The organism is Stenotrophomonas sp. YJH_SMC_122, assembly GCF_059369535.1.
The window spans coordinates 110,288-136,595 of sequence record NZ_JCAFST010000007.1 but is presented as its reverse complement, the minus strand read 5'-3'; the positions used below and the strand labels follow the sequence as shown (position 1 = coordinate 136,595).

Genomic DNA, 26,308 nt, shown 5'->3' with positions numbered 1-26,308 from the left:
GGCCGGGTAGTGCCGGCCGCTGGCCGGCAAATACGAAGCCCCGATCAGGCAGGGACTTCATCCAGCGCGCCGATGATGCGCTCCAGCGGCGCCGGCCGCCCCAGCAGGTAGCCCTGCACCTGGTCGCAGCCATGCGCAGCCAACCAGTCCAGCTGCCCCGGCGTTTCAACGCCCTCGGCGATGATGGTCAGGCCCATGCTGTGGCCGAGCGACAGCAATGCGCGGCAGATCGAAGCGTTGCGCGGATTGGTTTCCACGTCGGCGACGAAACTGCGATCGATCTTCAGGATGTCCAGCGGCAGGTGCTGCAGGTAGGACATGCTGGAATAGCCGGTGCCGAAATCGTCCAGCGACACGCTGATGCCCTGCTCGTGCAGGCGTTGCATGGTCTGCATCGCCTGCGCCGGCTTGCGCATCAGGCTGCTCTCGGTCAGCTCCACGTGCAGTGCGCCGCGGGCCAGTCCGAACTCCTGCTGGACGCGGGTGAATTCGGCCACCAGGTCGCTGTTGAAGAACTGCACTGCCGACACGTTGACTGCGATCGGCAGCTCGCCCCAACCGGCCTCGACCAACCGCCGCTGTGCCTTCGCCGCGGCGCGGATCACCCAGCGGCCCAGTGCCAGGATCAACCCGGTGTCCTCGCACAGCTGGATGAACTCGTTGGGCGGGATGAAGCTGCCATCGGCCTGCGGCCAGCGCAGCAGGGCCTCCAGCGCGGCCGGGCTGCCATCGCTGGCGTGCCGGATCGGCTGGAAGTACAGCTGGAACTCGTTGTCGATGGCGGCGTGGATGCGCCCGGCCAGGCGCAGGCGGTCGGCCAGCCGCGTGGTCACTGCCGCATCGAACCAGACCACCACGTTGCCCTCGGCACGCGCCGCGTGCGCGGCCTGCGCGGCCATGCCGATCACCTGCTCGGCGCTGTGGCCGTCACCGGCAGTGTGCACGGCCACACCGATGCGCGGTTCGAACTGGTGCAGTGAATCCTTGCCACGCATCGGCGCTGACACGATCTGCAGCAGGTCATCCAGCACGCGCTGGGTATCGTGCTCGGCCCCAATGGCCAAGACGAAATCTTCGGCCGGCTGGAACGCCAGCGTGCCATAGCGCGCGCCCAGGCCCCCGAGCCGGGTCGCCATCGACTGCAGCACCGCATCGCCGATCTCACGGCCCAGCGTATCGGCCACAAGCTGCAGGCCACGCAACTGCACGAAGGCGATGGTGTAGCCCTGCTGCTGCTCGTCCAGCTGTTCGGTCAGGGCGCGCACGTTGAGCAGGCCAGTGGCCGGGTTGTGCCGTGCCCGATAGGCCAGGTCACGCTCGTAGGCCAGCCGTTCGCTGACATCCTCGGCCAGCACGAGGCACGCGGGTTGTCCGTCGAAATCGAGCTTGGACAGGTGTGCGCGCACCTCGAACACACTACCGTCCTTGCGCCGGTGCAGGCGCACGGTCGCGTCGGGTGGATCGCCCACCTGTGCCCGCTGGATGGCACCACGCACTTCGTCCCAGCCTTCGCGCGGGCGGATGTCGAGGATGCTCATCGACAGAAACTCGTCGCGGCTGTAGCCGTACTGGCGCACCGCAGCGTCGTTGACCTCGATGAAGCGCAGCGTATCCGGGTCGAACACCCAGAACGGTGCAGGATTGCGGTCGAACAGCAGCCGGAAGCGGCGTTCGACCTCGCTCACCTGCTCGCGCGCCTGGTAACGCTCGCTCAGGTCGGTCAGCGCGCCGATCATGCGCCGCTCGCTGTCGGCCACTTCCACCCGCTGCCCACGTGCGCCCACCCAGCGCACCTCGCCCCCGGGCAGTACCAGGCGGAACACCTGGTCGAGCACGGCGCTGCCGGCGAATGCCTGGTCAAAGGCATGCTGCAGGCGCGCGGCATCGTCGCGGTGCACGCGTGCGAAGAAATCGGCCACCGGCAGCGCATCGGTCTGCACGCCAAAGATCTCGCGCGCCAGCGGCGACCAGCGCAGCAGTGCGGCGTCCTCATCCACGTACCAGGTACAGACACGACCGACCTGGTGCGCAAGACGCAGCTCGGCGTGGCCTGTTTTCAGCTCCTCGGCCATCGCCTGCTGGCTGCGGGTGCTGCGCCGCACGGCGTACAGCAGCACCAGCAACACCGCGATGTAAGCCAGTACGATCGCCACCGACGCCTGCAGGTACGGCCACCACGGCGCCAGTACGTCTTCGTCGGCCAGGCCGACCTGCACCGCCAGCGGGCTGTGTTCCAGCGTGCTGATGGTGATGATGCGCGGTACGCCGTCGACCGCACCCGGCACGCTGCCCAGCTCGACCACCGCCTGCGTGCCGAGCAGGTCACGGCGCGGCAGGTCGTAGCGGCGGCCCACCGTGCCGTGCGGATCAGGCACGCGGGCCAGCATGTAACCCTCGGCATCGCTGATCGAGACCAGTCCGTTGGGGCCGACATCGAGGCCGCCGACGATGCGTTGCAGTTCGCCACAGCGCAGCCGCGCCAGCAGCCAGCGCCCGTCGGCCATCGCCAGCGCCAGCGGGACCACCCAGCCGTCATCGCTGGCCCGCTGCGGCGGGCCGATGTACAGCGCGCTGCTCAGGCCACGGCGCTGCGGATCGGTCCACAGCGGCAGCTGCAGGTCGCCCGTGCCGGCCGTCAGCGGTCGGCCATGGCTGTCGAGCACGACGATGCTGTGCAGCTCGGCATGCCGGCGCAGCACGCCGCCGATGGAGGCATCCATCAAGGCCGGCGCCTGTACCGGCACACTGCGGAACACCTCGGCGGCGTCGGCGGCGATGCCGGACATGGCGCGTTCCAGGTTGCGCAGCTCGAGCGCCAGCAGGCGCTCGCTGCCCACCGCCAGCGCGCGGCTCTGGCGCTGTGCCGCTTCCAGGCGGCGGTGGTAGTCATTGACCAGCATGAGGGTCAGGCCGGTCACCAGCAGAACGCCCAGCAGCACACCGCCCCAGGTGATGGCGCGCAGCGGCCGGGCCAACGCGCGTTTCAGCGCGGGCATCGGCGGGTGTTCCTTGTGCAGTCGGCTGGCTTCATGCGCGAACGAATCCTCCACGTCCCCGACCTCAACGGCCGGTGGACGCCATTCTTGACGCCTGATCCGCCCCCGCATGGCCACCTCCCCGTGTCCGCGCAGGGCTCCAGGGTCCAGCATGCACCACCCCGGTGACGGCGTGAAGATCGCGTCTGCGCGTTCAGCCAGATCCTGCACAGGACGGGCGGCGCAAGGACGCGGCCAGTGGCGCCGCAGCGGATTAGACTTGGGGTTTTCCGCTGCAAGAGAAGTCCATGTCCAAGCTGCGCCGTCCCACCCTGGCGCTGGCCATCGTTGCCAGCCTGTCCCTGGCCGCCTGTGACCGGCCGGCCGAACCGGCCGCCGGTGCCACTGCGCCGGCCGATGCCGCCCCCGCTGCGGCCAAGCCGATGCTGGGCAGTTTCGGCTTCGATGCCAGCGGCATGGACCGCAGCATCGCCGCTGGCGACGACTTCTTCGGCTTCGCCAATGGCACCTGGGTGAAGAACACCGAGATTCCGGCCGATCGCTCGCGCTTCGGCAGCTTCAACGTCATTGCCGAGAAGACCCTGGCCGACACCCGCGCCATCCTGGAAGGTGCCGCCGGCAACACACAGGCCAGCGGTGACGACAAGCTGATCGGCGATTACTACGCCGCTTACATGGACGAGGCCGGCATCGAGCAGCGCGGCGTTGCACCCGTGGAGCCGCAGCTGAAGGCGATCGATGCGATCGCCGACAAGGCCGGCCTCGCGCGTGCCCTCGGCGGCGACCTGCGCGCCGACGTCGACCTGCTCAATGCCACCAACTTCTACACCGACCGCCTGTTCGGCCTGTGGGTGTCGGTGGACCTGCTGCAGCCCGACCGCAATGCGCCCTACCTGGTGCAGGGCGGCCTGGGCATGCCCGACCGCGATTTCTACCTGGGCGGCGGCCGCATGGCCGAACTGCGCAAGCAGTACCAGGCCTACATCGCACAGATGCTGCAGCTGGCCGGCGTCGCCGATCCGGCCGGCAAGGCACAACGCATTCTCGCGCTGGAGACGAAGATCGCGCAGGCGCATGCCACCCAGGAAGAAACCAATGATGTGACCAAGGGTGCCAATCCGTGGACCCAGGCCGACTTCAATGCCAAGGCGCCCGGCATGGACTGGAACGCCTTCCTCGACGCGGCCGCGCTGGGCAAGCAGCAAGACTTCATCGTCTGGCAGCCCAAGGCCGTGGCCGGCCTGTCCAGGCTGGTCGCCACCGAGCCACTGGAGGTGTGGAAGGATTACCTGGCCTTCCACGCGCTGGACCGTGCCGCCGCCTACCTGCCGAAGAAATTCGCCGATGCCCGCTTCGCCTTCCACGGCACCGCGCTGAGCGGCACGCCGCAGCAGAGCGACCGCTGGAAGCGCGCGGTGGACGACGCCAACCACGCAGTGGGCGAAGCGATCGGCAAGCGTTACGTCGAAAAGCACTTCGACGCGAAGACCAAGGAACGCGCGGACGAGATGGCCAAGAACATCATTGCCGCCTTCGCCAAGCGCATCGACGCGCTGGCGTGGATGTCGCCGCAGACCAAGGCGAGCGCCAAGGCGAAGGTGGCCGGCCTGACCGTGGGCATGGGCTATCCGGAAAAGTGGCGCGACTACACCGGCCTTGAGATCCGCCGTGATGACCCGCTGGGCAATGCGCAGCGCGCCGAGCTGTTCGAGTACCAGCGCAACATCGCCAAGCTGGGCAAGCCGGTCGACCACAGCGAGTGGGCGATGCTGCCGCAGACCATCAACGCGATGAACGTACCGCTGGAGAACCGCCTGGTGTTCCCGGCCGCGATCCTGCAGCCGCCGTTCTTCGACGGCGCCGCCGACGACGCGGTGAACTACGGTGCGATCGGCGCGGTGATCGGCCACGAGATCAGCCACGGCTTCGACAACGCCGGTGCGCTGTTTGATGAAACCGGCAAGCTGCACAACTGGTGGACCGCCGAGGACCTGAAGCAGTTCAACGCCGCCGGTGACGCGCTGGCCGCGCAGTTCAGCAGCTACGAGCCGTTCCCGGGCGTGCATGTGAACGGCAAGCTGACCCTGGGCGAGAACATCGCCGACGTGGCCGGCCTGGGCACCGCCTACGATGCCTACCAGCTGTCGCTGCAGGGCAAGCCGGGCCAGACCCTGGAAGGTTTCACCCCGGATCAGCGCTTCTTCCTTGGCTTCGCCCAGGCCTGGCGCAGCAAGAGCCGCGAGCAGGCGCTGCGCAACTCGCTGCTGACCGATGTGCATGCACCGGGCCAGTTCCGCGCACTGACCGTGCGCAACATCGACGCCTGGTACCCGGCGTTCGAGGTGAAGGAAGGCCAGAAGCTGTACCTGGCCCCGGACAAGCGGGTCAAGGTGTGGTGATGTAACCGGAACGGGCGCCGCAAGGCGCCCGTTTCATTTCAGGTGGCGGCCAACCTTGGTCGGCACAGGGTGGGAATCCACGCATGGCGTGGCTCTACCTGCGGGTGGTGGCAACCATCAGCAGAGCACTCCCCGCCAACACCGCCGCAGCCCAAAGCGTGGCGTGCAGCCCGATGCCATCCAGTAGGCGACCACCACCCCAGGCGCCCAATGCGATGCCGATGTTGAACACCCCCACGTACAGCGCGGTGGCGATCTCCACGGCCTGCGGCACCGCTTTCATCATCCAGCCCATCAGACCGACCGACACGCCGCCATAGGCCAGGCCCCACACCAGCATCAACACGCTGCCACCGGCCGGTGTGCTTCCCATCCACAGGAACAGCACAGGCGTCAGCAGCAGGCTGGACGCGATGGCCAGCAGCGTGCCGCGTGGATGGCGTGCTGCCAGTGGCCCGGCCAGGAAGTTGCCGACGATGCCAGCCAGGCCGTACCCAAACAGCAGTGCACCTATCCACGACGTATCCACGCCCGATACGGATGTCAGCAGCGGCCGCACATAGGTGAACGCGATGAAATGCCCGGACACCAGCAGCAGGGTCAGCCCAAGTCCCCGCTGCAGTCCGCGATGACCGAGCTGCTGCGCGAACTGCCGCGGCCGCACCGATGTACTGACCGGTAGCGCCGGAACCACCCACACGTGCAGCGCCATCACTGCCGCGCTGAACAAGGCCATCGCGATGAATGCACTGCGCCAGCCCCAGGCATCCCCGATCAGCACGCCCAACGGAACACCCAGCACCGAAGCTGCGGCCACGCCTCCGAAGATGATCGAAGTGGCCAGGCCAATGCGCTGCGCAGGTACCAGGCGCGCTGCCAGCCCACCGGCGATGGCCCAGATGCCACCCATGCAGAACCCCACCAGTACGCGCGCGGCCAGCAGCGAGCCGATGCCCGGTGCCAGTGCCGACGCAAGGTTGGCGACCAGCAGCAGGCCCAGCAGCGCGTACAGGATGCGGCGACGATCGATGCCACCGGCTGCAATCACCACCAGCGGTGCGAACACCGCCGCCAGCACGGCCGGCAGCGAGATCATCAGGCCGGCCGTACCGGTGGACGCGCCGAGATCTTCAGCGACCGGGGTCAGCAGGCCGACCGGCAGCATTTCAGTGGTGACCACCGAAAACGTGGCAAGGCCCACGGCGGACACCGCCCACCACGGATGGCGGGCCACGGGCGCGGGATGCGCAGGCGATGACGCGCTCACGGGATGATTCCTTCGGGGGATCTGGACGCGGCAGACGGGCGCAGCGCACGCTGCGCGAACACGGCGAACAGCAGCACGCCGCCGCCTGCCGCCAGCGCCACCACAAAACCGCTGCGCACGCCCCCCGCATCGACGCTCTGCCCGGACAGCGCTGCGCCCAGCGCCACGCCGATGTTCAATCCGGCCAGCAGCCAGGTCATGCCCTCGGTCAGGCGCGATTGGGGCACGTGTTGTTCGACCAGCGACATCGCCACGATCATCGTCGGTGCGAAGAACACCCCGGCCAGCAGCACCGCAAGGGCCAGCACCGGCAGGCTGCCGACCCACAGCAGCGGCACCGTGGCCAGTGCGGTGGCCGCTGCTCCGGCCAGCAACAGGCGCGGCAGCGGCATCGGCAGCTTCAGGGCACCAAACAGCAGGCCCGCCGCGCAGCTGCCCAGCGCGTAGGCCGACAGCACCCAGCTGGCAGCTAGTGGCTGTCCGCGCTGTTCGGCGAAGGCGACGCTGGTGATGTCGACCGTGCCGACGATCATCCCCATCGCCAGCATCAACAGCGCAAGCAGGCGGATTTCTGGCCGCCGCAGCAGTGATCGCACGGGGGTGACGCTCTCGCGGGGCTGCAGCGGCGGTTCGGTGCCGCGCTGCAGGACCAGTGCGATCACCCCGAGCACCAGCAGCAGAGCCGCCGCCAGAACGCCCGCCTGTGGCCATACGGCCACCGACAGTCCCACCGACAACGGTGGTCCGGCAATGAAGGTCACCTCGTCGAACACCGTCTCCAGCGAGTTCGCGGTCTGCAGCAGCGGACGGCCGCGATGGATCGCGGTCCAGCGCGCACGCACCATCGCCGACACGCTGGGCATGCAGCCGCACAGCATCGCCGCAATGAACAGCATCCAGTCCGGCGCAGCCAGCAGCGTGCATGCGGGCAGCAGCAACAGACCGGCCGCGCTGGCCGCAGTGGCCCACGGCAGCACCTTGTTTTGCCCACGCCGGTCGACCCAGCGCGACACCTGTGGCGACAGCAGCGCGTAGGTCAGTACGAAGGTGGCCGACACCGCACCGGCCAGCGCATAGCTGCCACGCAGCTGGGACAGCAGGGTGATGATGCCGATCCCGGTCATCGGCAGCGGCAGGCGCGCCACCAGCCCGGCCAAGGCAAGGCCGGCAGTGCCGGGGGCAGTGAACAGGTCGCGGTAGGGGGTAGCCATCAGTTCTCCAAGGCAGCGACTTGCCTGGCGCACAGCGCGCCACGACAATACATACACAGCGTATGAATAAGAGGCTACATTCATACGCGTCGTATGTAAATAATCATGCACTCCGTATGTAAGGAGCTCCGAATGGTTCGTCGCACCCGCGCCGAGATGGAAGAAACCCGCGCCACCCTCCTGGACACCGCCCGCCGGGTGTTCAGCGAGCATGGCTATGCCGCCACCTCGATGGACGACTTGACCGCCCAGGCCGGGCTGACCCGCGGCGCGCTGTACCACCACTTCGGCGACAAGAAGGGGCTGCTGGCGGCTGTCGTCGCCCAGCTCGATGCCGAGACCGACCAGCGCCTGCAGGCGATCAGTGATGCCGCCGACGATGCCTGGGAGGGCTTCGTGCAGCGTTGCCGCGCCTATCTTGAGATGGCGCTGGAGCCGGAGATCCAGCGCATCGTGCTGCGCGATGCGCGCGCGGTGCTCGGTGGCGCCTCACCGGACTCGCAGCGCCACTGCGTGCACTCGATGCAGCACCTGATCGAACATCTGGTTGCCCAGGGCGCGGTGGCGCCGGTGAATGCGCAGGCGCTGGCGTCGCTGATCTATGGCAGCCTGGCCGAGGCCGCGTTCTGGATCGCCGAGGGCGAGGATGGCGACGTGCGCCTGCGGCAGGCGACGGCGGCGCTGGAGATGCTGTTGCGCGGGTTGAAGTCGGCGGGGTAAGGCCCATCCACGCATGGCGTGGATACTGCGGAATCCGCGCTGGTAGATGCCAACCTTGGTTGGCGCTCCTGCGGCACCACGCGCAACGCGTGCCAACCAAGGTTGGCACCTACCGGGGAACGGTGGGCCACTCGCGCAGGATCTCCACCGGCGCGCCCATGCGCGCACAGGCGCGACTGGCCAGGCCATCGGGCAGCGCACGGCGGAACAGCGGCGCCATGCCCTGCATCAGCTTCGCAGACCCCGCCGCCTGGGCGCGCTGACGGCCACTGCGTTCAAGCATGCCTTCGGCCCAGTCCGGCAGCAGCGCCGCGCCCGCACCGAGGAACACCTCGCGCGACAGCCCCGGCACCGGTACCGGCAGGCGCACGCCGGACAGCACCTCCAGCACCTCGCGCGAGCGCTCATCCACACGCAGCTCCGGCTGACGTGCACAGAAGTACGCCGCCACTTCCGCTTCGCTGCGCGGCACATCCACCGCGCCCAGTGCCTCGGCCACGCAACGGTACTCGTCGTAATAGCGATCGGCGATGTTCGCCGGCACCTCGCGCCCGTAGCGTCGGAAACCCTGCAGGAAACCGAAGGCTTCGGTCACGTGTACCCAGGTCAGCAGCTGCGGATCGTCCGCGGCGTAGGGCTCGCCCTGCGCGGTCTGGCCGCGGATCTGCGCATGGATGCGGCGCACCTTGGCCACCAGCGCCTCCACCTCGCCGCTGGGCGCGTAGCTGGTGCCGGCAACAAAGGCCGTGGTACGACGCAGGCGTCCCACCAGGTCCTGGCGGAAATTGGAGTGGTCATAGACCCCGGCCAGCGCGCGTGGGTGCAGGGTCTGCAGCATCAGCGCGCACAGGCCACCGGCGAGCATCGAGGGGAACTCGGCGTGCAGGCGCCAGGTCACGCTGTCGGGTCCAAACCAACCCGGGTCACCCAGCGGCTGGTCGTAATCGATGCCGCTCTGGCCACGGGGGAAGGCCTCCAGCACCCAGCGCCGGATCGGCGCCGTGACGGGGCGGGAGAGTCGCTGCAGCAAAGCCGGCATCACAGTTCCAGGAGAGGCGGAAGAACAGTCGCGTCTTGCGCGGTTGGCTCCGATTCTCGGCGATCACGCCTCCGGCGGCGAGCCTCCCCGCTCAGCGACGGTTTCATGTGCGGCCGCAGCACGTTTCACCCTGCGACATCCTGTCGCAGGCTGCGACTACGCTGCTGCAGCGCATCAATTTTCACTCCCACCGGTCAAACCCTTGCGCCGCTTGGCATTGCCCCCGTTGCACGGCCCGCTGGAAGTGCTAGAACTGGACCTGCCACACCGTCCAATGCTGATCGACGCACGTTCCACAAGGAGCCAGCCATGATTGCCTTGTTCAAGGGTTTGGGAATTCTGCTTCGCGACAACGAGCTCTACAGCAGCCCGTTCGACAAACAGGTGGCGCACTGGCGCAACCTGAGCGAGCAGCAGATCCGCGATGAAGTGGCGGTGCTGGCCCAGGCCAAGTGCCAGTGGCTGATCGCGTCGATCGTTGGCTGGCAGGCGGCCTCGCTGCTGATCCTCGGCCTGATTGCCAACTACCTGTGGCGCGACGATTTCCATATCACCTTCACCCGCGTGGTGATCGTCTTCGGCTCGTGGGTCTCGATCCTGTTCGTGATCTGGTTCATGGCCAACATGTTCGATCAGCAGGCCGGCTTCGAGCGCTGGATGAAGGCCTTCAACAGCCGCGCCCGCATCAGTTCCAAGGCCGACAGCGTCGAGCACGTGGCCGAGGCGCTGGACCTGGCCGAGCACTACCCGGAAGTGCTGGACTACAAGCAGGCGGTCACCGCCAGGCGCGAACTGCGCCACGAGGACATCCGCATCATGACCGAGATCGGCCGGATGAAGCAGCACTCCGAACTGGTCGGCCGCCTCAACCATGTGGGCGAGACCGAGCACCATCACGACCTGACACTGCAACCTGCCTACTGAGCCTTCAGGGAAGCGGGGGGACCCACACTGCCACCGTGATCACTCACGGTGGCAGTGTTCTATCGGGTCCTGGCTGACGCACTGGCGGAAGCCGTTGGGTAGCCCACGCATGGCCTCGGTCTTGCCTGCTGCAACTGCGAACCGGCGCAGCGGCGGTGTGGCACACGCCGCATCGGGGCTGCAGCCCGGATCGAGCACCAGGTAGTGGCAGGCGCCACTGCTGCTGGCGATGCACTGGAAACGCGCCTCGCCATCGACGACGGTAGCCTTGCTGTACAGCGTGTCCACGCCGTTGGCGTGGGTGCGCGTGATCGAGGTGTTGCGGGACCTTTCGCAGCCGGCCAACGCCAGCACGACGATGCACGCAATCAACAGTCGGGGCATGTTCGTTCCTCGGTGAAGGGGGATGCTGCTGCGGCTACATGCCGCGGAACAGGCTCATGAACGGCTGGCTGACCACCAGCGTCTCCGTGCGCCCGCGCAGGCGCAGCACGCCGCGCCCGGTATCGTCGCGGCTGACCGCCGCCACCGCCTTCATGTTGACGATGGTCGAACGGTGGATCTGGCGGAAATGCTGCGCATCGAGCACTTCCAGCAGCTCGCGCAACGGCGTGCGCAACAGGCTCTCGCCAGCGGCGGTGACCACGGTGGTGTACTTGTTGTCGGCGCGGAAGTAGGCCACGTCCTCGAGCATGATCAGCTGCGTCTCGCGGCCGTTGCTGGCGGTGATCCAGGCCAGCGGCGGGCGCTCCGCCGCGCCCTGCGGGGTGCCCAACCGCTGCAGCAGGCGCTCGAGCACGGCATCGTCCTGCCGCGTCGACGGCAGCCGCGACAGGATGCGCTCGCGGGTCGCCAACAGGCGTTCGTCGCTGACCGGCTTCAGCAGGTAATCCATCGCGCCCTGCTCGAACGCGTCGATGGCGTACTGGTCGTACGCGGTGACAAACACCACCTGGGTGCGCGGGCTCAGCTCGGACAGCGAACGTGCCACCTCGATGCCACTGATGCCGGGCATGCGGATGTCGAGGAAGGCGATGTCCGGCTGTTTCTCGGCCAACTGCTCCAGCGCGCTGGCGCCGTCCTCGCACTCGGCCACCAGCTTCAGTTCCGGCCACAGCCGGCCCAGCTGCTCCACCAGTGACTGCCGCAGCAGCTCTTCATCTTCGGCGATCAGGGCTTCAAGCGGCATGGCTGCGCTCCTTGGGCGACTGCGGCAGGGTCATGGTCGCCGCCACGCCGCTGGGGAAGTTGGCGACGATCGCCACCCCGGCCTGCTCACCGCAGGTCAGGCGCAGGCGCTCGCGCAGGTTCTTCAGGCCGATGCCGGTGCCGCTGGTACCGTGGCCGAAGCCGAGGCCATCGTCGGCCACGGTCACGGTCACGTGGTCGTCGAAGCCGCGCGCCAGGATCCAGATCGTACCGCCGCCGGGCTTGGGTTCCAGGCCGTGCTTGATCGCGTTCTCCACCAGTGTCTGCAGCGCCATCGCCGGCAGGTGGACGCTGTGCAGTTCGTTGGGCACCTGCACTTCCACCGCCAGGCGTGCCCCCATGCGGATGCGCAGGATCTCCAGGTAGGCGCGGGTGCGTTCCAGCTCCACGCCCAGCGTGGACACCGATTCGTCCACCTGTGGCAACGAGCTGCGCAGGTATTGGATCAGGTGGCCGAGCATCTGCTCGGCCCGTGCCGGGTCGGTGCGGGTCAGCACCTGCGCATTGGCCAGCGTGTTGTAGAGGAAGTGCGGTTCCACCTGCGCATGCAGCAGGTTCAGCCGCGCCACCGACAGTTCCTTTTCCACCTGCGTCTGTTCGGCCGCAGCCTGCTCGTCGCGGCGCTGGTCACCGACGCGGCGGCTGATCGCGCGGGTGACCGCTTCGGCATTCTCGTAGTTGCTGCCTTCATCCAGCGCCAGCAGGTCGGCCCACCAACCCGCGTCGGGTTCGAACAGCAGGGTCACGGTGCTGGTGCCCTGCCCCGGTGTCACCGTGGCCAGCACGCTGTTGCGCTTGATCGCCAGCCGCGCCGGCAGGTTCCAGCGCGAGGGCTGGCGACCGTTCCAGAGGTCGACCCGGCGGACATAGGCACGCACCTGCAGGCTGCCGGCCGAACTTTCCACGTCTTCCACGCGGGGCAGTTCGGAGATCGCCGCCTCCACCACCGAGAAGGCGTGGCCGGCGTCCATCGGCAGTTCGATCTGGCGGCGTTGGCGGCCGGACAGGGTGGTGGCATCCAGGCGACCGGCCACCAGCCAGACCCGGCGGATGTGGGTGATGGCACTGCCGAGCGCGGAAATGATCAGGAACATCGCCAGCAGCCCGAAGATCCAGCCCGGGCCATCGTTCATGCCACTGAAGATGCCGCTCCAGACCATGCCAGCGACGAACAGCGCCGCAGCCCAGGCCAGCAGGTGACGGAACAGGAGAGAGAGGCTGGCGAACACGGCGGCGCCTTGAGGAAGGGGGTGAGCCGAGCATAGGGCGGCCCGCCGGGCAAGCAAGCAGGCTGCGACGAAGGCCGGGAAAGTGGGGATGGAAGGCCTTCTGGTAGTGCCGGCCGCTGGCCGGCTCCCCATGACCTCCGCAAGCATCACAAGGTTGCCGGCCAGCGGCCGGCACTACCCGGGAGGCGCCGGGCGAACCCGGCGCATTCCCTTACCTGCGCTGGTCGGCGCTGGCGTCACGCACGGCGCGGAACGACTCGTCCTTGCTCCAGTTCGGCCAGCTGCGCGCGTTGGCCAGCTGGTTGCCCAGCGTGTACAGCACTTCCAGGTCGCGGGCGGCACCGGCGAACACCCAGTCCGGCTGCCATTCGTCGCCCTGCTGGTGGTAACGCTTGGCGGTGTAGTCCTCGGAGGCCTTCTTGCCTGCGGCGACGCCACCGTCCACCCAGTCCTGGCCGGCCGACCAGGACAGCGCCGGCACGCCACGCTTGGCGAACGGGAAGTGGTCGGAGCGGAAGAACAGGCCCGCTTCCGGCTTCGGGTCCGGCGTGTAGCGGATGTCCCAGCCCTTGGCCACGTCCTTCAGCTGGTCCAGCAGCTCGAAACGCGCGGCACCGTAGATGCCGAAGTCACGCGACGGGCCGAACGGCGCCATGCCGTCCATGTTGATCACCGCCACGGTCTTTTCCAGCGGGTACAGCGGATGGGTGGCGTAGTACTCCGAACCCAGCAGGCCCTTTTCCTCGGCGGTGACCGCCAGGAACAGCAGCGAGCGCTGCGGGCGCTTTTCCTTGGCGAAGCCACGGGCAAGCTCGATCAGCGAGGCGGTACCGCTGGCGTTGTCCAGTGCGCCGTTGAAGATGCGGTCGCCGCGCGCGTCCGGCTCGCCCACGCCGATGTGGTCCCAGTGCGCGCTGTAGATGATCGTCTCGTCCGGGTGGCGGCTGCCTTCCAGGCGTGCGGCCACGTTGTGCGAGGTGATCACTTCGGTCTTCACCGCGTACTTGGCGTCCAGGCTGGCGCCGGTCAGCGGCACCGGGGTGAAGTCGCGCTGCTGCGCCTTCTTCTTCAGCGCCTCGAAGTCCTGCCCGGCCGAGCGGAACAGCTCCACCGCCAGGTCGCGCTGGATCCAGCCTTCCAGCAGCGGGTGGCTTTCGGCCGGGTTGTCGCGCACCACGTCGAACATGGTGTTGGTGTTGGAACCGGCCACGGTGGCCCAGCCATAGGAGGCCGGTGCGGTCTCGTGCACGATCAGCACGCCCAGTGCCCCCTGGCGCGCGCCTTCCTCGTACTTGTAGGTCCAGCGGCCGTAATAGGTCATGCCCTTGCCGTCGAAATCACCCTGGCCGGTCTCGAAGTCCGGATCGTTGATCAGTACGACGGCGATCTTGCCCTTCAGGTCCACGCCCTTGAAGTCGTCCCAGTTGCGCTCCGGCGCTTTCACGCCATAGCCGAGGAACACCAGCGGGGCCTTGCTGATGTCGACGTTGCTGGCGCCGTTCATGGCGGCGCGCACGGCGATCTGCTTGCCCTGCTCCAGCGGCACGGTCTTGCCGCCCTGGTGCAGCGCCAGCTGCGGTGTGCCGACGATGTCGCCCTTGCGCAGCGGTACGGCCTGGGTCCACAGGCGCTTGCCGTCCTTCAGGTCGCCGCCCGGCTGCAGCCCCGCATCGGCAAACTGCTTGCTGAGGTAGGCGATGGTCTTCTCTTCGCCGGCGGTGGCCGGCGAGCGGCCTTCGTAGGCGTCGGAGGCCAGTTCCTTGACGTCGGCGGAGATCCGCGCGCCATCGAATTTCGGGGTGGCTGCCATCAGTGCGCTCGACACCGACAGGGCCAGCACGCCCAGTACCACTCGTTTCATTGCTCTCTCCAGCAGGGAAATCCTTCTGGAGTGTAAGGGGTAAGGGGTTCGGCAGGGCTGCGCCCTGCACCTGCGGTAGTGCCGGCCGCTGGCCGGCAACGTCGGGGGCAACAGCCGAAGCAACAGCGGCATTCCGTGGGATGGCGGGTCGGTCCCGCTGCTGTTGCTGGCTGTCGACCCGGGTCGACACGGACGGAAACACGAAGGGGTCAGATCCCTTTCCCGGCGGGAAAGGGATCTGACCCCATCTGTGTGTTGCTTGGGCGTGTTACCAGTTCGGATCTTCGGCCGGGGCCGCGGCGGGCTTGGGCTTCGGCTTGGCCGCCGGGCGTGCGGCCGCTGCAGCCGGGCCAGTCCCGCCCGCAGCAGCGGCGGCAGCCGGCTTGCTGCCCAGCTTCTGGCGCAGTTCGATCTGGCCCGGACGGAAGCCGCCGCGCATCGCGTCGACGCCATCTTCGATGGTGCCGTACGAGGTCTGTGCAGCCACGCGGTCGATGCGGATGGTGCAGCACGGGTGTTCGCTGCGGCCCAGCGAACGGCCGGTCTGCGGGTCCTTCAGTTCCTCGCCCAGGCGCACAGCCTGCCAGCGCTGGCCGGCCTGCACGGTGTCACCGCCCTGGCTCAGCACCACCTGGTCACCGTCCACCGACACCACCGATACCGGGAACAGCGTGGTGACGATGCTGGTGCCGATCTGGCCGGACAGCGATTCCATCATCGCCGCGGCCATGTTGCGGCCGTTCACCACACGCGGCAGGGTGCTCGGCCCGGTCGATGCCAACTGGTGGTCGAAGCTGTCGGACATCACCACCTGGCCGGTGGTGGCGTTGACCAGGCGCAGGGTGATGCGGCCGCCCCCGGAGTACGAGGTCACCTGACGGTCGGACATGCGCAGGTTGCGCACGCTGCGCGGGTACTCGAAGCGTTCGATGGTCGGGATCAGGATCAGGTCGGTCGCCAGCTGCTGGCCGACGCGGGCAGTGTCCTGCAGACGCACGTTGCCGCTGTTGATGTGGTCGATCTCGGCCTGCAGTTCGTCGCCGAACTCGCGATCCAGCACGATGAAGCGCTGGGTCTGGGTCAGCGTGTCGGACAGGCGTGCGCGGATCGCGTCGGCCACTTCATCGGCGCTCACGCGGCCATCGCCCACGGCATAGCTGCCGGCCTTGGTACGCGGCAGCGCGACCACGATCTTCGGCTTGCCCTGCTCGTCCGGTGCGCGGTACTGGGCGATCTGGGCACGCACGCGTACCTTCCAGTAGCTGCGCATGCTGCGGTGGGTCACGTCGGAATCGAACGAGCTTGCGCCACGCTTGGCATCGACACTGACCTTCTCGTCGTAGCGCTCCTTGACACTGGCCGAGGCACCGCCGCCCTTTGCCGTGGCTTCGCCAGAGGCGCTGGCAGAGGCCGAGCCCTTGAAGCTCCAGCCTTCATCGCTGGCGCGCACGCGGGCGATGGTTTCCTCGTCCAGCTGCCGCACTTCGTCCTGCGACAGGATTTCATAGCCCAGCACCGCGCCCTGCGAGCCGGCGATCATCTGCTGGGTGAACGCGTCGGCGCGGATATCGCCGACGTGTTCGTCATCCACGTCCACATGCAGGCCTGCGCGCAGGCTCTGCATCTGGCTGGCCACGCGTACGCCGTTGACCTGCGCCACCGCCGACTGCAGCGCCGCCAGCACCGCCAGTTCCGGGGTGCTGCCGATGCCATCGGCCTCGCGCGCGACCTGGGTGGTGCCGCCGAAATCCGGCGTGCCACGCAGGGGCGCGGCTTCCATTGGCGCATTGCTGGCCAGTGCACTGGTTGCCTTGTCCTTGGCGGGTGTGGGCGCATCGGCGGCCGGGGCGTCCTGCTTGCCGCAGGCTGCAAGCAGCACGGCAGCCAAGCCCAGGCCGATCAAACGGGAGGTCGTACGCATGGGGTTGATCCTCGGATCAGATCGAGTCGAGCATCGAATCGGCGTTCGACGGCACCTTCACCTTGCTCTTCTTGGCGAAGGTCACGGCCGACTTGGTCGAGCCGTACAGGCCCTGGATGAAGCCCGGCGATTCCTTGGCCACCCATGCACCGGCAGCCAGCTTGCGGCCGACGGTGGCCATCTGGGTGGCGCCCAGGTTCTTCATACCGGCGGTGAAGTTGCTGGCTTCGCCGCCCAGCTTCTGCGCTTCGGCAGCCGAAGCCAGCAGCGAGACCAGGCCTTCGGCATAGTGCTGCTTGGATTCAGCGTTCAGCTCCGGCTGCGCGGCCTGGCGCTCGTCGATCGCGGCCTGAGCGGCTTCGCTGACCGACACCGACTTCTTCATCGCATCGACGCTGACCGAACCCGACGACAGCGCCTGGCGCTCGGCTTCCAGCAGCTGCACCTGCTCGGCCAGGCCGAAGGCACGGGCGAACGAGGTCTGGGCCTGCAGCGAGTGCGACTGCGAGCTGACGAAACGACGCACCAGTGCTTCCTGCGCGGCTTCATCCGGTGCGGCGGCGCTGGAGGCGCTGCTGCTGGAGGTACCGGTGGCGGCGCCGGCCAGGTCCTTCAGCTTGCCCAGGCCAGCGTGCGCCGGCATCGACAGGGTGGCGGCAGCGATGGCCAGGACAAGAGCGGTATTGCGGATCATGTGAGAGTCCTTTGGGAGAGACGGCCGCGGTGCGGCACGTGGGGAATCGGTAAGCCCTGGGGCGATGCCGAGCGCGCTCGGCACCCACCGGGGCGGCGGATCAGCGCACTGCCTTGACGTTCAGCTCGTTGATCATCTGCTGGGCGGCCTTTTCGGCAGCCAGCTGCAGTGCGTTGGTACGGGCCACGGTTTCATTCGGGCCGGTACCGGAGAACTGCACCGGGCCGACCGACGACACGGTGCGTGGGAAACGACCGGTCACATCCAGTACCTTGCCGGTAACGGTGACGAACACGCGGGTGTTGCCACTGGCCGGATCACGGTCGCGCATGCCGATGTCGAGGGTGCCGACGGCGATGTACGGAATGTTGGCTGCACGGATGCCGTTGGCGGTGTCACGCAGGGTGGCCGGGGCCAGGTCGTTGCCGGTGCTGAAGTCCTTGCGGATGCGCTCGATGCTGAGCAGGCCACGCGACTCGCCTTCCACGTATTCGGCTTCAACCACTTCGTAGCCGGCGGCGCTGAAGGCACCGGTCATCGCGGTGTTGACCTCGGCGGCGTTGGCCACCTTCCAGGTGATGTTGTCGGCGCGCGCGGTGGTGCTGCCGCCGCTGGTGACCGACACCGAACCATTCTGGTTGATGCTGCCGTTGGTGCTGACCGAGTTGCCGCGGAAGCTGTCGCCCTCACGGGTGTTCTCGCTGTAGCTGCTGCTGGCGTCGACGCGGCGGTATTCCTTGTCCTGGAACGACTGCACGGTGTCCTGCGAGCGCGCCATGAACAGGAAGGTCAGCAGCGAGCGCTGCGCGGCGGTGGCACCGGCAACGGCCGAACCCGCATCCAGCTTGGTCTGCAGCAGGGTGGTGTTGATCTCGGCCCGGACGGTGACGGTGTAGGTCTTGGCTTTCTTGTCTTCGGTGTCCGACAGCTGCACGGCGCTGAGCACGTAGCGGTCGATCTCGCCGATGAACTCGGCGCGACGCGCTTCGAACAGGCGCAGCTTGGCCGCACCGGTTTCGGCGATGTACGCCTCCAGGGCATTGACCTTGGCCTTGTTCAGGGCCTGGGCACGGGTATCGGCACTCAGGCGCAGGCCGTAGCTGGCCGAGCCGGTGCCGCGCGAACTCGCGGTCTGCGCAGCGACCGGCGAGGCCACCACCAGCGCGATGAGGATGAGCAGGATGGTACGCATCAACGACATGACTTGATCAACTCCTGGAGGGCTTGGGTCTGCTGCTGCAACGGGCGGCCGCCCGGCTTCTGTTCGTCCAGCCAGGCGCGCGAATCGGCACGCTTGGCGGCGGCGCCGGCGAAGGCGTCGAGCCCGGCCAGCAGGGTTTCGTAGCTGGCCGACCACTGGTCGACCTGCCACTGCGTGGCCGGAACCACCTTGGTGGCCCCCTTGCGCAGCGGCTGTTCGAAATAGACCTTCCCCGAGAACGGCTCGGTCACCTTGGCGGTGAAGAAGGCGCCGAACAGCATCGTCTTCATCGCCGGGGTTTCATTGATGACGCCGTTCTTCAGCGCATCGACCTGCACGGTGATGACATAGTCCGGCTCGGGAATCTTCAGCTGGTAGACCTTGCCGTCGGCAAAGCGCGCCGCCATCGCACCGCCGATCGCCTGGCCCGAGGCCGGCGGCAGCAGCCCGACGCCGGTGTTGGACGACAGCGTCTTGGACAGTTCATGGGCCAGGGTGGCGCGCAGCGGCGCTTCCCACTTCAGGTCGGGCAGCTTGGCGCGGACCGCGTCGGACAGGGTTACACCACCGACCTGCAGACGGCGCACCGCCGCGTCGGGCAACCTGGCCTGGGCAAGGCTGGCCGCCAGCACCTGCGACAGGCTGGTATCGGCGCCGCCATACAGCAGATCGGCGACGATCGCGTCGATATCGTCGTTGTCCGGTCGGTAATCCTGCACGTCGATGCGCTGCAGCGTGAGCGGATAGGACGCGATCACCTGGCGCTCGCGGAAGTCGAAGAACAACGCCTGCAGCGCGACTTCCACCAGCACCTTGTACTGGTCACCGATCGGCTCGACCGAGACCAGTTCGCGGTCCAGCGCGGCGGCCAGCACGGTGGCACTGGTGGTGCCGTCGAGCATCGCCACCGGCTGGTCGATCAGTTCCAGGTTGGCCGGCGCGCGACGCTTGAGCCCCTGCGCCAGCGTCTGGTTCAGCGGGACCAGGCCACGCCGTTCCAGCACCGCATGCGCATGAGGGGTGGTCGCCTGCACGGCGGCGGCGTCAGCGGTATAGGCAAAACCGGCCCAATAGGCCTGCTGCGATTTGTCCGCGGCCTGCACGGCCGCCGGCCATACGGCCAGGCACAGGGCACAGGCAAGCAGGCGCGCAAAAGCGCGCGATGCGCTCTTCGTCCTTGAATACATTCAACCGCTCCTCGGTCAATACGCACGGAATGCGGACGCTGATGCGTCCGCTGGGCGCGAAACATAGCCGCTCAGGCGCGCGGCGACAAGTGCTGTCCTTGTCGGCTCAGTCCGTGGGCGGCAGGCCGGCCCGTTGCCGCAGCAGTCCGCGCTCGGCCTGGTTCTGGCTGAGCCGGGCGGCCTGGCCAAAAGCGTCACGCGCGTCCTGCTCACGTCCCAGTGCCTGCAGCAGCTCGCCGCGCACCACCTGCAGCGGCGCGTAGTCACGCAGGCGCGCGTCGACCAGCAGGGGCTGCAGCTGCGCCCACGCGGCGAAGGGACCGTCGCTGCGCAGGATCGCCACCACCCGGTTCAATGCCACCACCGGCGAAGGTTGCACCTGCAGCAGCTGTGCATAGAGCGCAGCAATGCGCGGCCAATCGGTATCCTCGGGGCGCCGCGCCGCTGCATGGCAGGCCGCAATGCGCGCCTGCAGCACGTAGGGATCGTCGCCACCACCTGCCGCCAGCGCACGCGCCAGAACCTGCTGCCCGCGTTCGATCTGCAGCCAATCCCAGCGCGCGCGGTTCTGCTGGTCCAGCAGCACCGGCACACCCTGCGCGTCCACCCGCGCCGCTGCGCGCGAGGCCTGCAGCTCCATCAGCGCCAGCAGGCCCAGTACCGGCGGCACCGGCAACCGATGCGCCAGGATGCGGGCCAGCCGCAGCGCTTCCTCGCACAGTGCCGGGCGCATCCAGTCATCGCCAGCGCTGGCCGCATAGCCTTCGTTGAACACCAGGTAGATCGCCTCCAGCACCGAGGCCAGGCGCTCGGGCATCGCCTCCGCGCGCGGCACTTCATAGGGCACCTGCTTCTGCGCCAGGGTGCGCTTGGCGCGCACGATGCGCTGGGCGATGGTCGGCTCCGGCTGCAGGAACGCGCGCGCGATCTCCACGGTGGTCAGGCCACCGAGCAGGCGCAGGGTGAGTGCCACGCGCGCATCGGCCGGCAGCACCGGATGGCAGGCCACGAACATCAGCCGCAGCAGGTCATCGCCCAGGTCATCCTCCAGCGCCTGGCTGTCATCGGGTGCCGGCAGCGCCGCCGGATGCAGTTCCTCGCCCCATTGCGCGTGCTGCTGCGCCACGCGCTGGTGCTGGCGCAGCACGTCGATGGCACGGTTGCGCGCGGTGGTCATCAGCCAGGCTCCGGGATTGTCCGGGATGCCCTGCTCCGGCCAACGCTCCAGCGCGGCCAGCCAGGTGTCCTGGGCCAGTTCCTCGGCACGGCCGACATCGCCACCGAGCAGCCGCGCCAGGCGCGCGATCAACACTGGCGACTCCATCCGCCAGAGGGTTTCCAGACGCTGCGTCAGTGCGGGCTCGAGCATGCGCCGATCACAGCACGCACGCCCGGCCCACACAAGCGCCGCAGCTCACGCTTCAACAATCGGCTTGAAGCCGCCCCAGAACATGCGCTTCGTATCGAACGGCATGTCCTTCGGGCCCAGCGACGCCAGTCGCGGGTCGGCCATCACCCGGGCATTGATGCGGTCGCGTGCCGCGCGCGAGCGGAACACCACGAAGGCGACGATCACCGTCTCGCCCGGTTTCGCCTTGACCGCGCGCGGGAACGAGGTGCTCTTGCCCGGCTCCACATCGTCGGCCACGCATTCCATGTACTGCAGCGCGCCATGGTCCTTCCACACCGCGCCGGCCTTGCGGGCAAGGCGGCGGTAGGCCGCCACCTTGTCCTGCGGGCACGGCAGCACGTAAGCGTCCACGTAAGCCATGCGGATTCTCCTGCGGCGGCCGTCAGCCCGGCTCGCCGTCCATGTGTGCGATCTCCCAGAGATGGCCGTCCAGGTCCTGGAAGCCACGCTGGTACATGAAGCCGTAGTCGCGCGCCGGCTGCGGTTCGCTGGCGCCGGCGGCCAGGGCCTTGTCCACCAACTCGTCAACGGCCTTGCGACTAGGTGCCGAGAGTGCGTTGATCACTTCGGTGTGGGTGTGCGCGTCGGCAATCGGCTTGTTGGTGAACTGCTGGAAAAAGGGCTGGGTCAGCAGCATCACGTAGATGCTTTCGCTGATGACCATGCCGGCCGCGTCGTCGTTGGTGTAGGTCGGATTGAAGCTGTAGCCCAGCGCGGTGAAGAACGCCTTCGACTTCTCCAGGTCCTGCACGGGCAGGTTGACGAAGATCATCTGCGGTTGTGGTGCACTCATCGTTGAAGCTCCTTGTGGATGACAGAGGCGGGATCAGGGCTGCTTCATGCAGTTGACCATCCACGGCTTGCCGTAACGGTCGATCAGCATGCCCCAGCGATGTGCCCAGAACGTTTCGGCGATCGGCATCTGCACCTGGCCACCTTCGGCCAGTGCAGCGAACACGCGTTCGGCTTCTTCGATGCTGTCCAAATCGACATTGATGGTGGTCGAGCCGCCCTCGCCGCCGCCGGGGCCGTCGGCTGCCATCAGGATGGCGTTGCCGATCTCGAGCTGGCTGTGCGCGACGTGGTCGAGGGTTTCCGGCGGCATTTCGTTGCAGCCCGGCGAGCCATCGGAGGGCGGCATGTCGCGGTACTTCATTTCCGAGGTGACCTGGCCACCGAGTGCCTTGGCATAGAACGCCATTGCCTCGTGGGCCTGGCCGCTGAAGCCGAGGAAGGGAATCAGTATCATGGCAATACTCCGTTGTGCGATTCAGGGTGGTAGTGCCGGGGCGTGCCCGGCTGGGAGAGGAATCGGGTCAGCCTTCCAGCTGTGCACGCAGACGCTGTTCCTGCTGCTGTAATTCGGGGGTGAAGGCTTCACCAAAGTCTTCTGCGGAGATCAGGGGACGCAGTTCCAGCGTGCCGCCCTCGCCGAACGGCGCACGGCTGGCCCATTCAACGGCCTCGTCCAGCGACCGCACCTCCCACAGCCAGAAGCCGGCGATCTGTTCGCCGGCGGGACCGAACGGACCGGCCTCGACCTTGGGTGCCCCGCCGCCGAAATGAATGCGACGGCCGCGCTGGGTGGCGTGCAGGCCTTCACCGGCGAGCATGATGCCGGCGGCCACCAGTTGTTCGTTGAAGGCGCCCATTTCGGACAGTTCCTGTTCGCTGGGCATGCGGCCGGCTTCGGAGTCGGCGTTGGCCTTCACGATCACCATCACTTTCATTGCGGTCTCCTGTGGGACGCGTGGTGCGTGCCCTTCATTGGGTACAACGAACCAGGGGGCTGGGAATCGACACGTCTGTTGGAAATTTTTTCTTGCGCGGAAAGCGCGCCTTCGGCGGGATCGGCGAACGGCGGAGCCCCTCCGTGGAGGGGTGGGTTGGTCGCTGAAAGCTCGGGTTCATGGGTTTGGCCGGGTGGGTAGGCGGGTCGGGGGACGCCGTAAACCCGTCCGTGGGGGCCAGATCACAGATCAGACACCCCCGCCCCGCCTACCCACTCGGCCCTGGACAGTTTCCTGCCTCCGGTACCCACCACGGGAAGATCAAGAGAAAAGGCAACAGCAACAGCAAAGGCAACGGCGGTTGGCTGGCGGGGTCGGCTTTGCGAGCGAAGCGACCCGCTTTTTGCTCTTGTTGTTGATTTCCCGTGGTGGGTCAGCCGCAGAGATCTGTCCAAGGCCGGGCGGGGAGGCAGGGCAGGGGCGTGAGCCGCATGGATGCGGCGACCGAGCTTACATGGACGTACTTGCAGCGCCCCCTGCCCTGCCTCCCCGCCCGGCCCACCCTCAGGAAACCCGCTTTCAGCGACCAACCCCACCCCGCCACGGAGGGGCTCCGCCGTTCGCCGATCCGCCGAAGGCGCGCTTCTGCGCTGCAACATGCCCGTGCGCAATCCTGCGCCATCATGGAACCCCCGCCCCCGCCCCCGCCAGGACCGTGCCATGCAGCAGTACCTGCTTCTGATCTACATCGAGCCTGCCCTGCTGCAGGCCCTGCCCACCGAAGAATTCAACGCGCTGATGCGCGACTGCCTGGCCCACGCCGACAAACTGCAGGCCGAAGGCACGCTGCTGGCCGCACAGAAGCTGCAGCCGGTCGACACCGCACAGACCCTGCGCGTGCGTGATGGCCACAGCCGCGTGCTGGACGGCCCCTTCGCCGAGACCCGCGAACTGCTGGCCGGCTTCAACCTGATCGTCGCCCGCGACCGCGACGACGCCATGCGCATCGCCCGCGACTTCCCGTGGGCACGCTTCGGCAGCATCGAAGTGCGGCCGCTGGAAGACATGGACGCCGAGCGCGAACGCTGCGGCGCCCCGGCTGCGGCTATGGCAGCAGCCGTACCCTGATCTCGCGCGGGCCGACGCCCTCGTTGCCGCTGTAGTCGCGCACGCTGGCGCGCACGATGTACTCGCCCGGCGGCAGCGCCGCCGGCTGCCAGCGTCCGGTTTCCATCAGGCCGTCGCGCACGGTGTTGGTGGCCAGGTAGCGGAACCGGGTGACCGCGCTGCCATGTACGGTGATGCCGCTGTCCGGTGCGTAGGCCACGCGCACCGCTTCCCGCTGCGGCGGCATGCGGTTGAACACGATGTTCCAGCGCGGCTGCTCGTAGCCCTGCAGCGGTTGTCCCGTAGCATCGAGGATCTGGTAACCCACCTGGTACATGCCCAGGCGGCGCCGCGGCAGGTTGTTGTCGACCTGGTCCCAGGCCTCCACCACGATCTGCACGCCACGCCCCTGCCGCGCGACCATCACCACGCCATCGCTGCCTGCGGCCATCGGCCGGTCGTTGTCGTCCAGCAGTGCGACATCAGTGATGCGCGGTGCGAAGTGATCGGCGTAGTTATGGAAGCCAAGCGCCACCGCATTGGTCTCGAAACCACCGGTACCCACCGCCAGGTGCACGTGCGCCTGGTTGTTGATGCTGCCCAGGCGGTCACCCACATGGATGCGCATGCCACGGCGCACGCGCATCCGCTGCAGCTTGCCCTGCTCGTCGTACAACGCCTGCCAGCGCGCGTCGAACGGTACATCGCGCGGGGTGCGGCCGACGCGCATGTGGATGTACTTGAGGCGGTCCACCGCCAGGCCCTCGGCCTGCTCGCCCAGGTTCCAGGCTGCCACCGGACTGCTGATCTTGCCTTCGGCAATCGCCAGCACGGTCTGGCCCACATCACCGCGCACGTCGAAGCCGCCATGCAGGTGGTGGCGGCTCTCGCCGCTGAAGTTGCCGCGCACTTCGCCGAGGGTGCCGACCACTTCATGCCAACCGTCCTGCGGTGCCAGCGGCCAGCGGCCGTCCGTCTTCGGCAGCGCCGCATCGGCCGCCGGGCCAACCAGTGCCGGTGCCGGCAGGTCGCCTACCGGCAGCGGGCGCAGGCGATGCAGACGGTAGCTGGCGGCGTCGGCCACCAGCACGCTGCCATCTGCATCCATCGCCAGTCCGCTGGGGCGGGCCAGCCGCGGCAGGCGACCATTGCCAACCAGCGCGATCTGGTGGCCCTGCGGCGTCACCTGCACGATGCGGCCATCCATATCCCCCACGTACAGCACGCCGTCGTGGGTGGTGGCCAGCGACAGCGGCCCATTGATCACGCCGCCGGCGGCGACCACGGTGCTGACCGTGCCATCGGCCCCCACCCGGCGCACCGCGTTGTTGAACAGGTCGGCCACCAGCAGCGCGCCCTGCGCATCAAAGGCCAACGCCACCGGCGTATCGAAGCGCGCAGCGGCGCCGGTGCCATCGGCCAGGCCCGGCCGATCACCGCCTGCCAGGGTGCGCACCATGCCGTCGGTGCCGATCACCCGGATGCGGTCATTGAAGGTATCGGCCACGTAGACCTGGCCCTGCGCGTCCACCGCAACGCCCATCGGTGCATCGAAGCGGGCCTGCGTGGCCGGGCCATCGGCGTGGCCCTGTTCACCACCGGCCAGCGTGGTCACCTGGCCATCGGTGCCGATGCGGCGGATCGCATGATTGCCGGTGTCGGCCACGTACAGGTTGCCCTGCGCATCGCCGGCAATGCCCGAGGGCGTATTGAAGCTGGCCTGCAGCGCAGGGCCATCGACACGGCCCTCGCCCTGCCCGGCCACGGTTTCAACGCGGCCATCGGGCAAGCGGCGGCGGATCCGGTTGTTGTCACCGGCATCGGTGAAATAGACGCTGCCATCGGCACTGCGCAGCAATGCATACGGATCGGCGAAGCGCGCCTGCGCGGACGCACCGTCGCGGTCGCCGGGGTGGCCATCACCCGCCAGCGGCTCGATCTGCGCGGTCCAGGCCAGCGGCGTGGGCACCGGGCCTGCAGGGCCGGCCAGCGTTTTCAGCGGGGTGTCCCACCAAGTTGCAGCCAAGCCCACCGCCGTTGCCAACGCCACCCCTGCCGCCATCCATTGCCACCGTGCCATCGTGTTGCGCTGCCTCTGCCTGCCGCTTGAAGAGGCACCGACAATAGACGCTGCGCGTGCGATCCGCCACGGCCGATCATGCGGCAGAAGGCCAGGATTCGCTTCGTCGTGCTTGTCCTCGC

The 26,308-nt window shown here is 68.0% G+C and carries 22 protein-coding genes; 4 read left to right on the top strand and 18 right to left on the bottom strand.

Annotation, left to right across the window (positions count from 1 at the left end):
- Positions 1-44 precede the first annotated feature (44 nt).
- Positions 45-3,107: a bifunctional diguanylate cyclase/phosphodiesterase gene (locus AC5P66_RS11570; RefSeq protein WP_099495390.1), complete on the bottom strand. Its 3,063-nt coding sequence runs from the start codon at positions 3,105-3,107 to the stop codon at positions 45-47.
- Positions 3,108-3,283: 176 nt separating this feature from the next.
- On the opposite strand from AC5P66_RS11570, the gene AC5P66_RS11565 reads away from it, so the two are divergent.
- Positions 3,284-5,395 (top strand): M13 family metallopeptidase, encoded by a 2,112-nt coding sequence (locus AC5P66_RS11565; RefSeq protein ID WP_099495389.1) that lies wholly within the window; start codon positions 3,284-3,286, stop codon positions 5,393-5,395.
- A gap of 94 nt (positions 5,396-5,489) precedes the next feature.
- Here the strand turns inward: AC5P66_RS11565 and AC5P66_RS11560 are convergent, their stop codons facing one another.
- Both AC5P66_RS11560 and AC5P66_RS11555 read right to left on the bottom strand, forming a co-directional pair.
- On the bottom strand, positions 5,490-6,662 hold the full coding sequence (locus tag AC5P66_RS11560; RefSeq protein WP_099495388.1) for an MFS transporter: 1,173 nt from the start codon (positions 6,660-6,662) through the stop codon (positions 5,490-5,492).
- Positions 6,659-7,873, bottom strand: a complete 1,215-nt coding sequence (locus AC5P66_RS11555; RefSeq protein WP_111097029.1) for an MFS transporter — start codon at positions 7,871-7,873, stop codon at positions 6,659-6,661. The genes AC5P66_RS11560 and AC5P66_RS11555 overlap by 4 nt, the downstream gene beginning before the upstream one ends.
- 132 nt (positions 7,874-8,005) lie before the next feature.
- Here AC5P66_RS11555 and AC5P66_RS11550 point away from each other — a divergent pair, with 132 nt between their 5' ends.
- Complete coding sequence (locus AC5P66_RS11550; RefSeq protein ID WP_049411431.1) at positions 8,006-8,593, top strand: TetR/AcrR family transcriptional regulator; 588 nt, start codon at positions 8,006-8,008, stop codon at positions 8,591-8,593.
- A gap of 109 nt (positions 8,594-8,702) precedes the next feature.
- On the opposite strand, the gene AC5P66_RS11545 is transcribed toward AC5P66_RS11550, so the two are convergent.
- Positions 8,703-9,632, bottom strand: coding sequence for an oxygenase MpaB family protein (locus tag AC5P66_RS11545; RefSeq protein ID WP_099495386.1), 930 nt, complete (start codon positions 9,630-9,632; stop codon positions 8,703-8,705).
- Between the two features lie 309 nt (positions 9,633-9,941).
- Here AC5P66_RS11545 and AC5P66_RS11540 point away from each other — a divergent pair, with 309 nt between their 5' ends.
- The gene (locus AC5P66_RS11540) at positions 9,942-10,556 is read left to right on the top strand and encodes a hypothetical protein (RefSeq protein WP_049411437.1); all 615 of its coding nucleotides are present in this window, start codon (positions 9,942-9,944) and stop codon (positions 10,554-10,556) included.
- Between the two features lie 39 nt (positions 10,557-10,595).
- Here the strand turns inward: AC5P66_RS11540 and AC5P66_RS11535 are convergent, their stop codons facing one another.
- From AC5P66_RS11535 to AC5P66_RS11475, 13 genes are all read right to left on the bottom strand, one after another.
- Positions 10,596-10,940, bottom strand: a complete 345-nt coding sequence (locus AC5P66_RS11535) for a hypothetical protein (RefSeq protein WP_099495385.1) — start codon at positions 10,938-10,940, stop codon at positions 10,596-10,598.
- 34 nt (positions 10,941-10,974) lie between these two features.
- Positions 10,975-11,745 (bottom strand): LytR/AlgR family response regulator transcription factor, encoded by a 771-nt coding sequence (locus AC5P66_RS11530; RefSeq protein ID WP_049464569.1) that lies wholly within the window; start codon positions 11,743-11,745, stop codon positions 10,975-10,977.
- Complete coding sequence (locus AC5P66_RS11525) at positions 11,735-12,994, bottom strand: sensor histidine kinase (RefSeq protein ID WP_049439164.1); 1,260 nt, start codon at positions 12,992-12,994, stop codon at positions 11,735-11,737. The genes AC5P66_RS11530 and AC5P66_RS11525 overlap by 11 nt, the downstream gene beginning before the upstream one ends.
- A 211-nt stretch (positions 12,995-13,205) precedes the next feature.
- Positions 13,206-14,855, bottom strand: a complete 1,650-nt coding sequence (locus AC5P66_RS11520; RefSeq protein WP_049411451.1) for a M28 family metallopeptidase — start codon at positions 14,853-14,855, stop codon at positions 13,206-13,208.
- A 268-nt stretch (positions 14,856-15,123) separates the two neighbouring features.
- Positions 15,124-16,776 (bottom strand): CsgG/HfaB family protein, encoded by a 1,653-nt coding sequence (locus AC5P66_RS11515; protein WP_099495384.1) that lies wholly within the window; start codon positions 16,774-16,776, stop codon positions 15,124-15,126.
- A gap of 16 nt (positions 16,777-16,792) precedes the next feature.
- Positions 16,793-17,470, bottom strand: coding sequence for a hypothetical protein (locus tag AC5P66_RS11510; protein ID WP_005415096.1), 678 nt, complete (start codon positions 17,468-17,470; stop codon positions 16,793-16,795).
- 100 nt (positions 17,471-17,570) lie between these two features.
- Positions 17,571-18,671, bottom strand: coding sequence for a hypothetical protein (locus AC5P66_RS11505; protein WP_032953880.1), 1,101 nt, complete (start codon positions 18,669-18,671; stop codon positions 17,571-17,573).
- Entirely contained in the window at positions 18,662-19,858 is a 1,197-nt protein-coding gene (locus AC5P66_RS11500; RefSeq protein WP_099495383.1) for a hypothetical protein, read from the bottom strand. Before AC5P66_RS11500 ends, AC5P66_RS11505 begins: the two co-directional genes overlap by 10 nt.
- A 106-nt stretch (positions 19,859-19,964) precedes the next feature.
- Positions 19,965-21,227, bottom strand: coding sequence for an RNA polymerase sigma factor (locus AC5P66_RS11495; RefSeq protein ID WP_049438307.1), 1,263 nt, complete (start codon positions 21,225-21,227; stop codon positions 19,965-19,967).
- Positions 21,228-21,272: 45 nt separating this feature from the next.
- A complete protein-coding gene (locus AC5P66_RS11490; protein WP_010484145.1) occupies positions 21,273-21,629 on the bottom strand; it encodes a DUF1428 domain-containing protein in 357 nt (118 codons plus the stop codon).
- A 22-nt stretch (positions 21,630-21,651) separates the two neighbouring features.
- Positions 21,652-22,062, bottom strand: a complete 411-nt coding sequence (locus AC5P66_RS11485; RefSeq protein WP_005415091.1) for a VOC family protein — start codon at positions 22,060-22,062, stop codon at positions 21,652-21,654.
- Between the two features lie 33 nt (positions 22,063-22,095).
- Entirely contained in the window at positions 22,096-22,518 is a 423-nt protein-coding gene (locus tag AC5P66_RS11480; RefSeq protein ID WP_099495382.1) for a VOC family protein, read from the bottom strand.
- Between the two features lie 67 nt (positions 22,519-22,585).
- Positions 22,586-22,999 (bottom strand): YciI family protein, encoded by a 414-nt coding sequence (locus AC5P66_RS11475; protein WP_099495381.1) that lies wholly within the window; start codon positions 22,997-22,999, stop codon positions 22,586-22,588.
- A gap of 720 nt (positions 23,000-23,719) precedes the next feature.
- Between AC5P66_RS11475 and AC5P66_RS11470 the strand changes: the two genes are divergently transcribed.
- Positions 23,720-24,127 (top strand): YciI family protein, encoded by a 408-nt coding sequence (locus AC5P66_RS11470; protein ID WP_049413606.1) that lies wholly within the window; start codon positions 23,720-23,722, stop codon positions 24,125-24,127.
- Here AC5P66_RS11470 and AC5P66_RS11465 read toward each other — a convergent pair.
- The gene (locus tag AC5P66_RS11465; RefSeq protein ID WP_099495194.1) at positions 24,105-26,186 is read right to left on the bottom strand and encodes an NHL repeat-containing protein; all 2,082 of its coding nucleotides are present in this window, start codon (positions 26,184-26,186) and stop codon (positions 24,105-24,107) included. The genes AC5P66_RS11470 and AC5P66_RS11465 overlap by 23 nt on opposite strands.
- Positions 26,187-26,308: the final 122 nt, after the last annotated feature.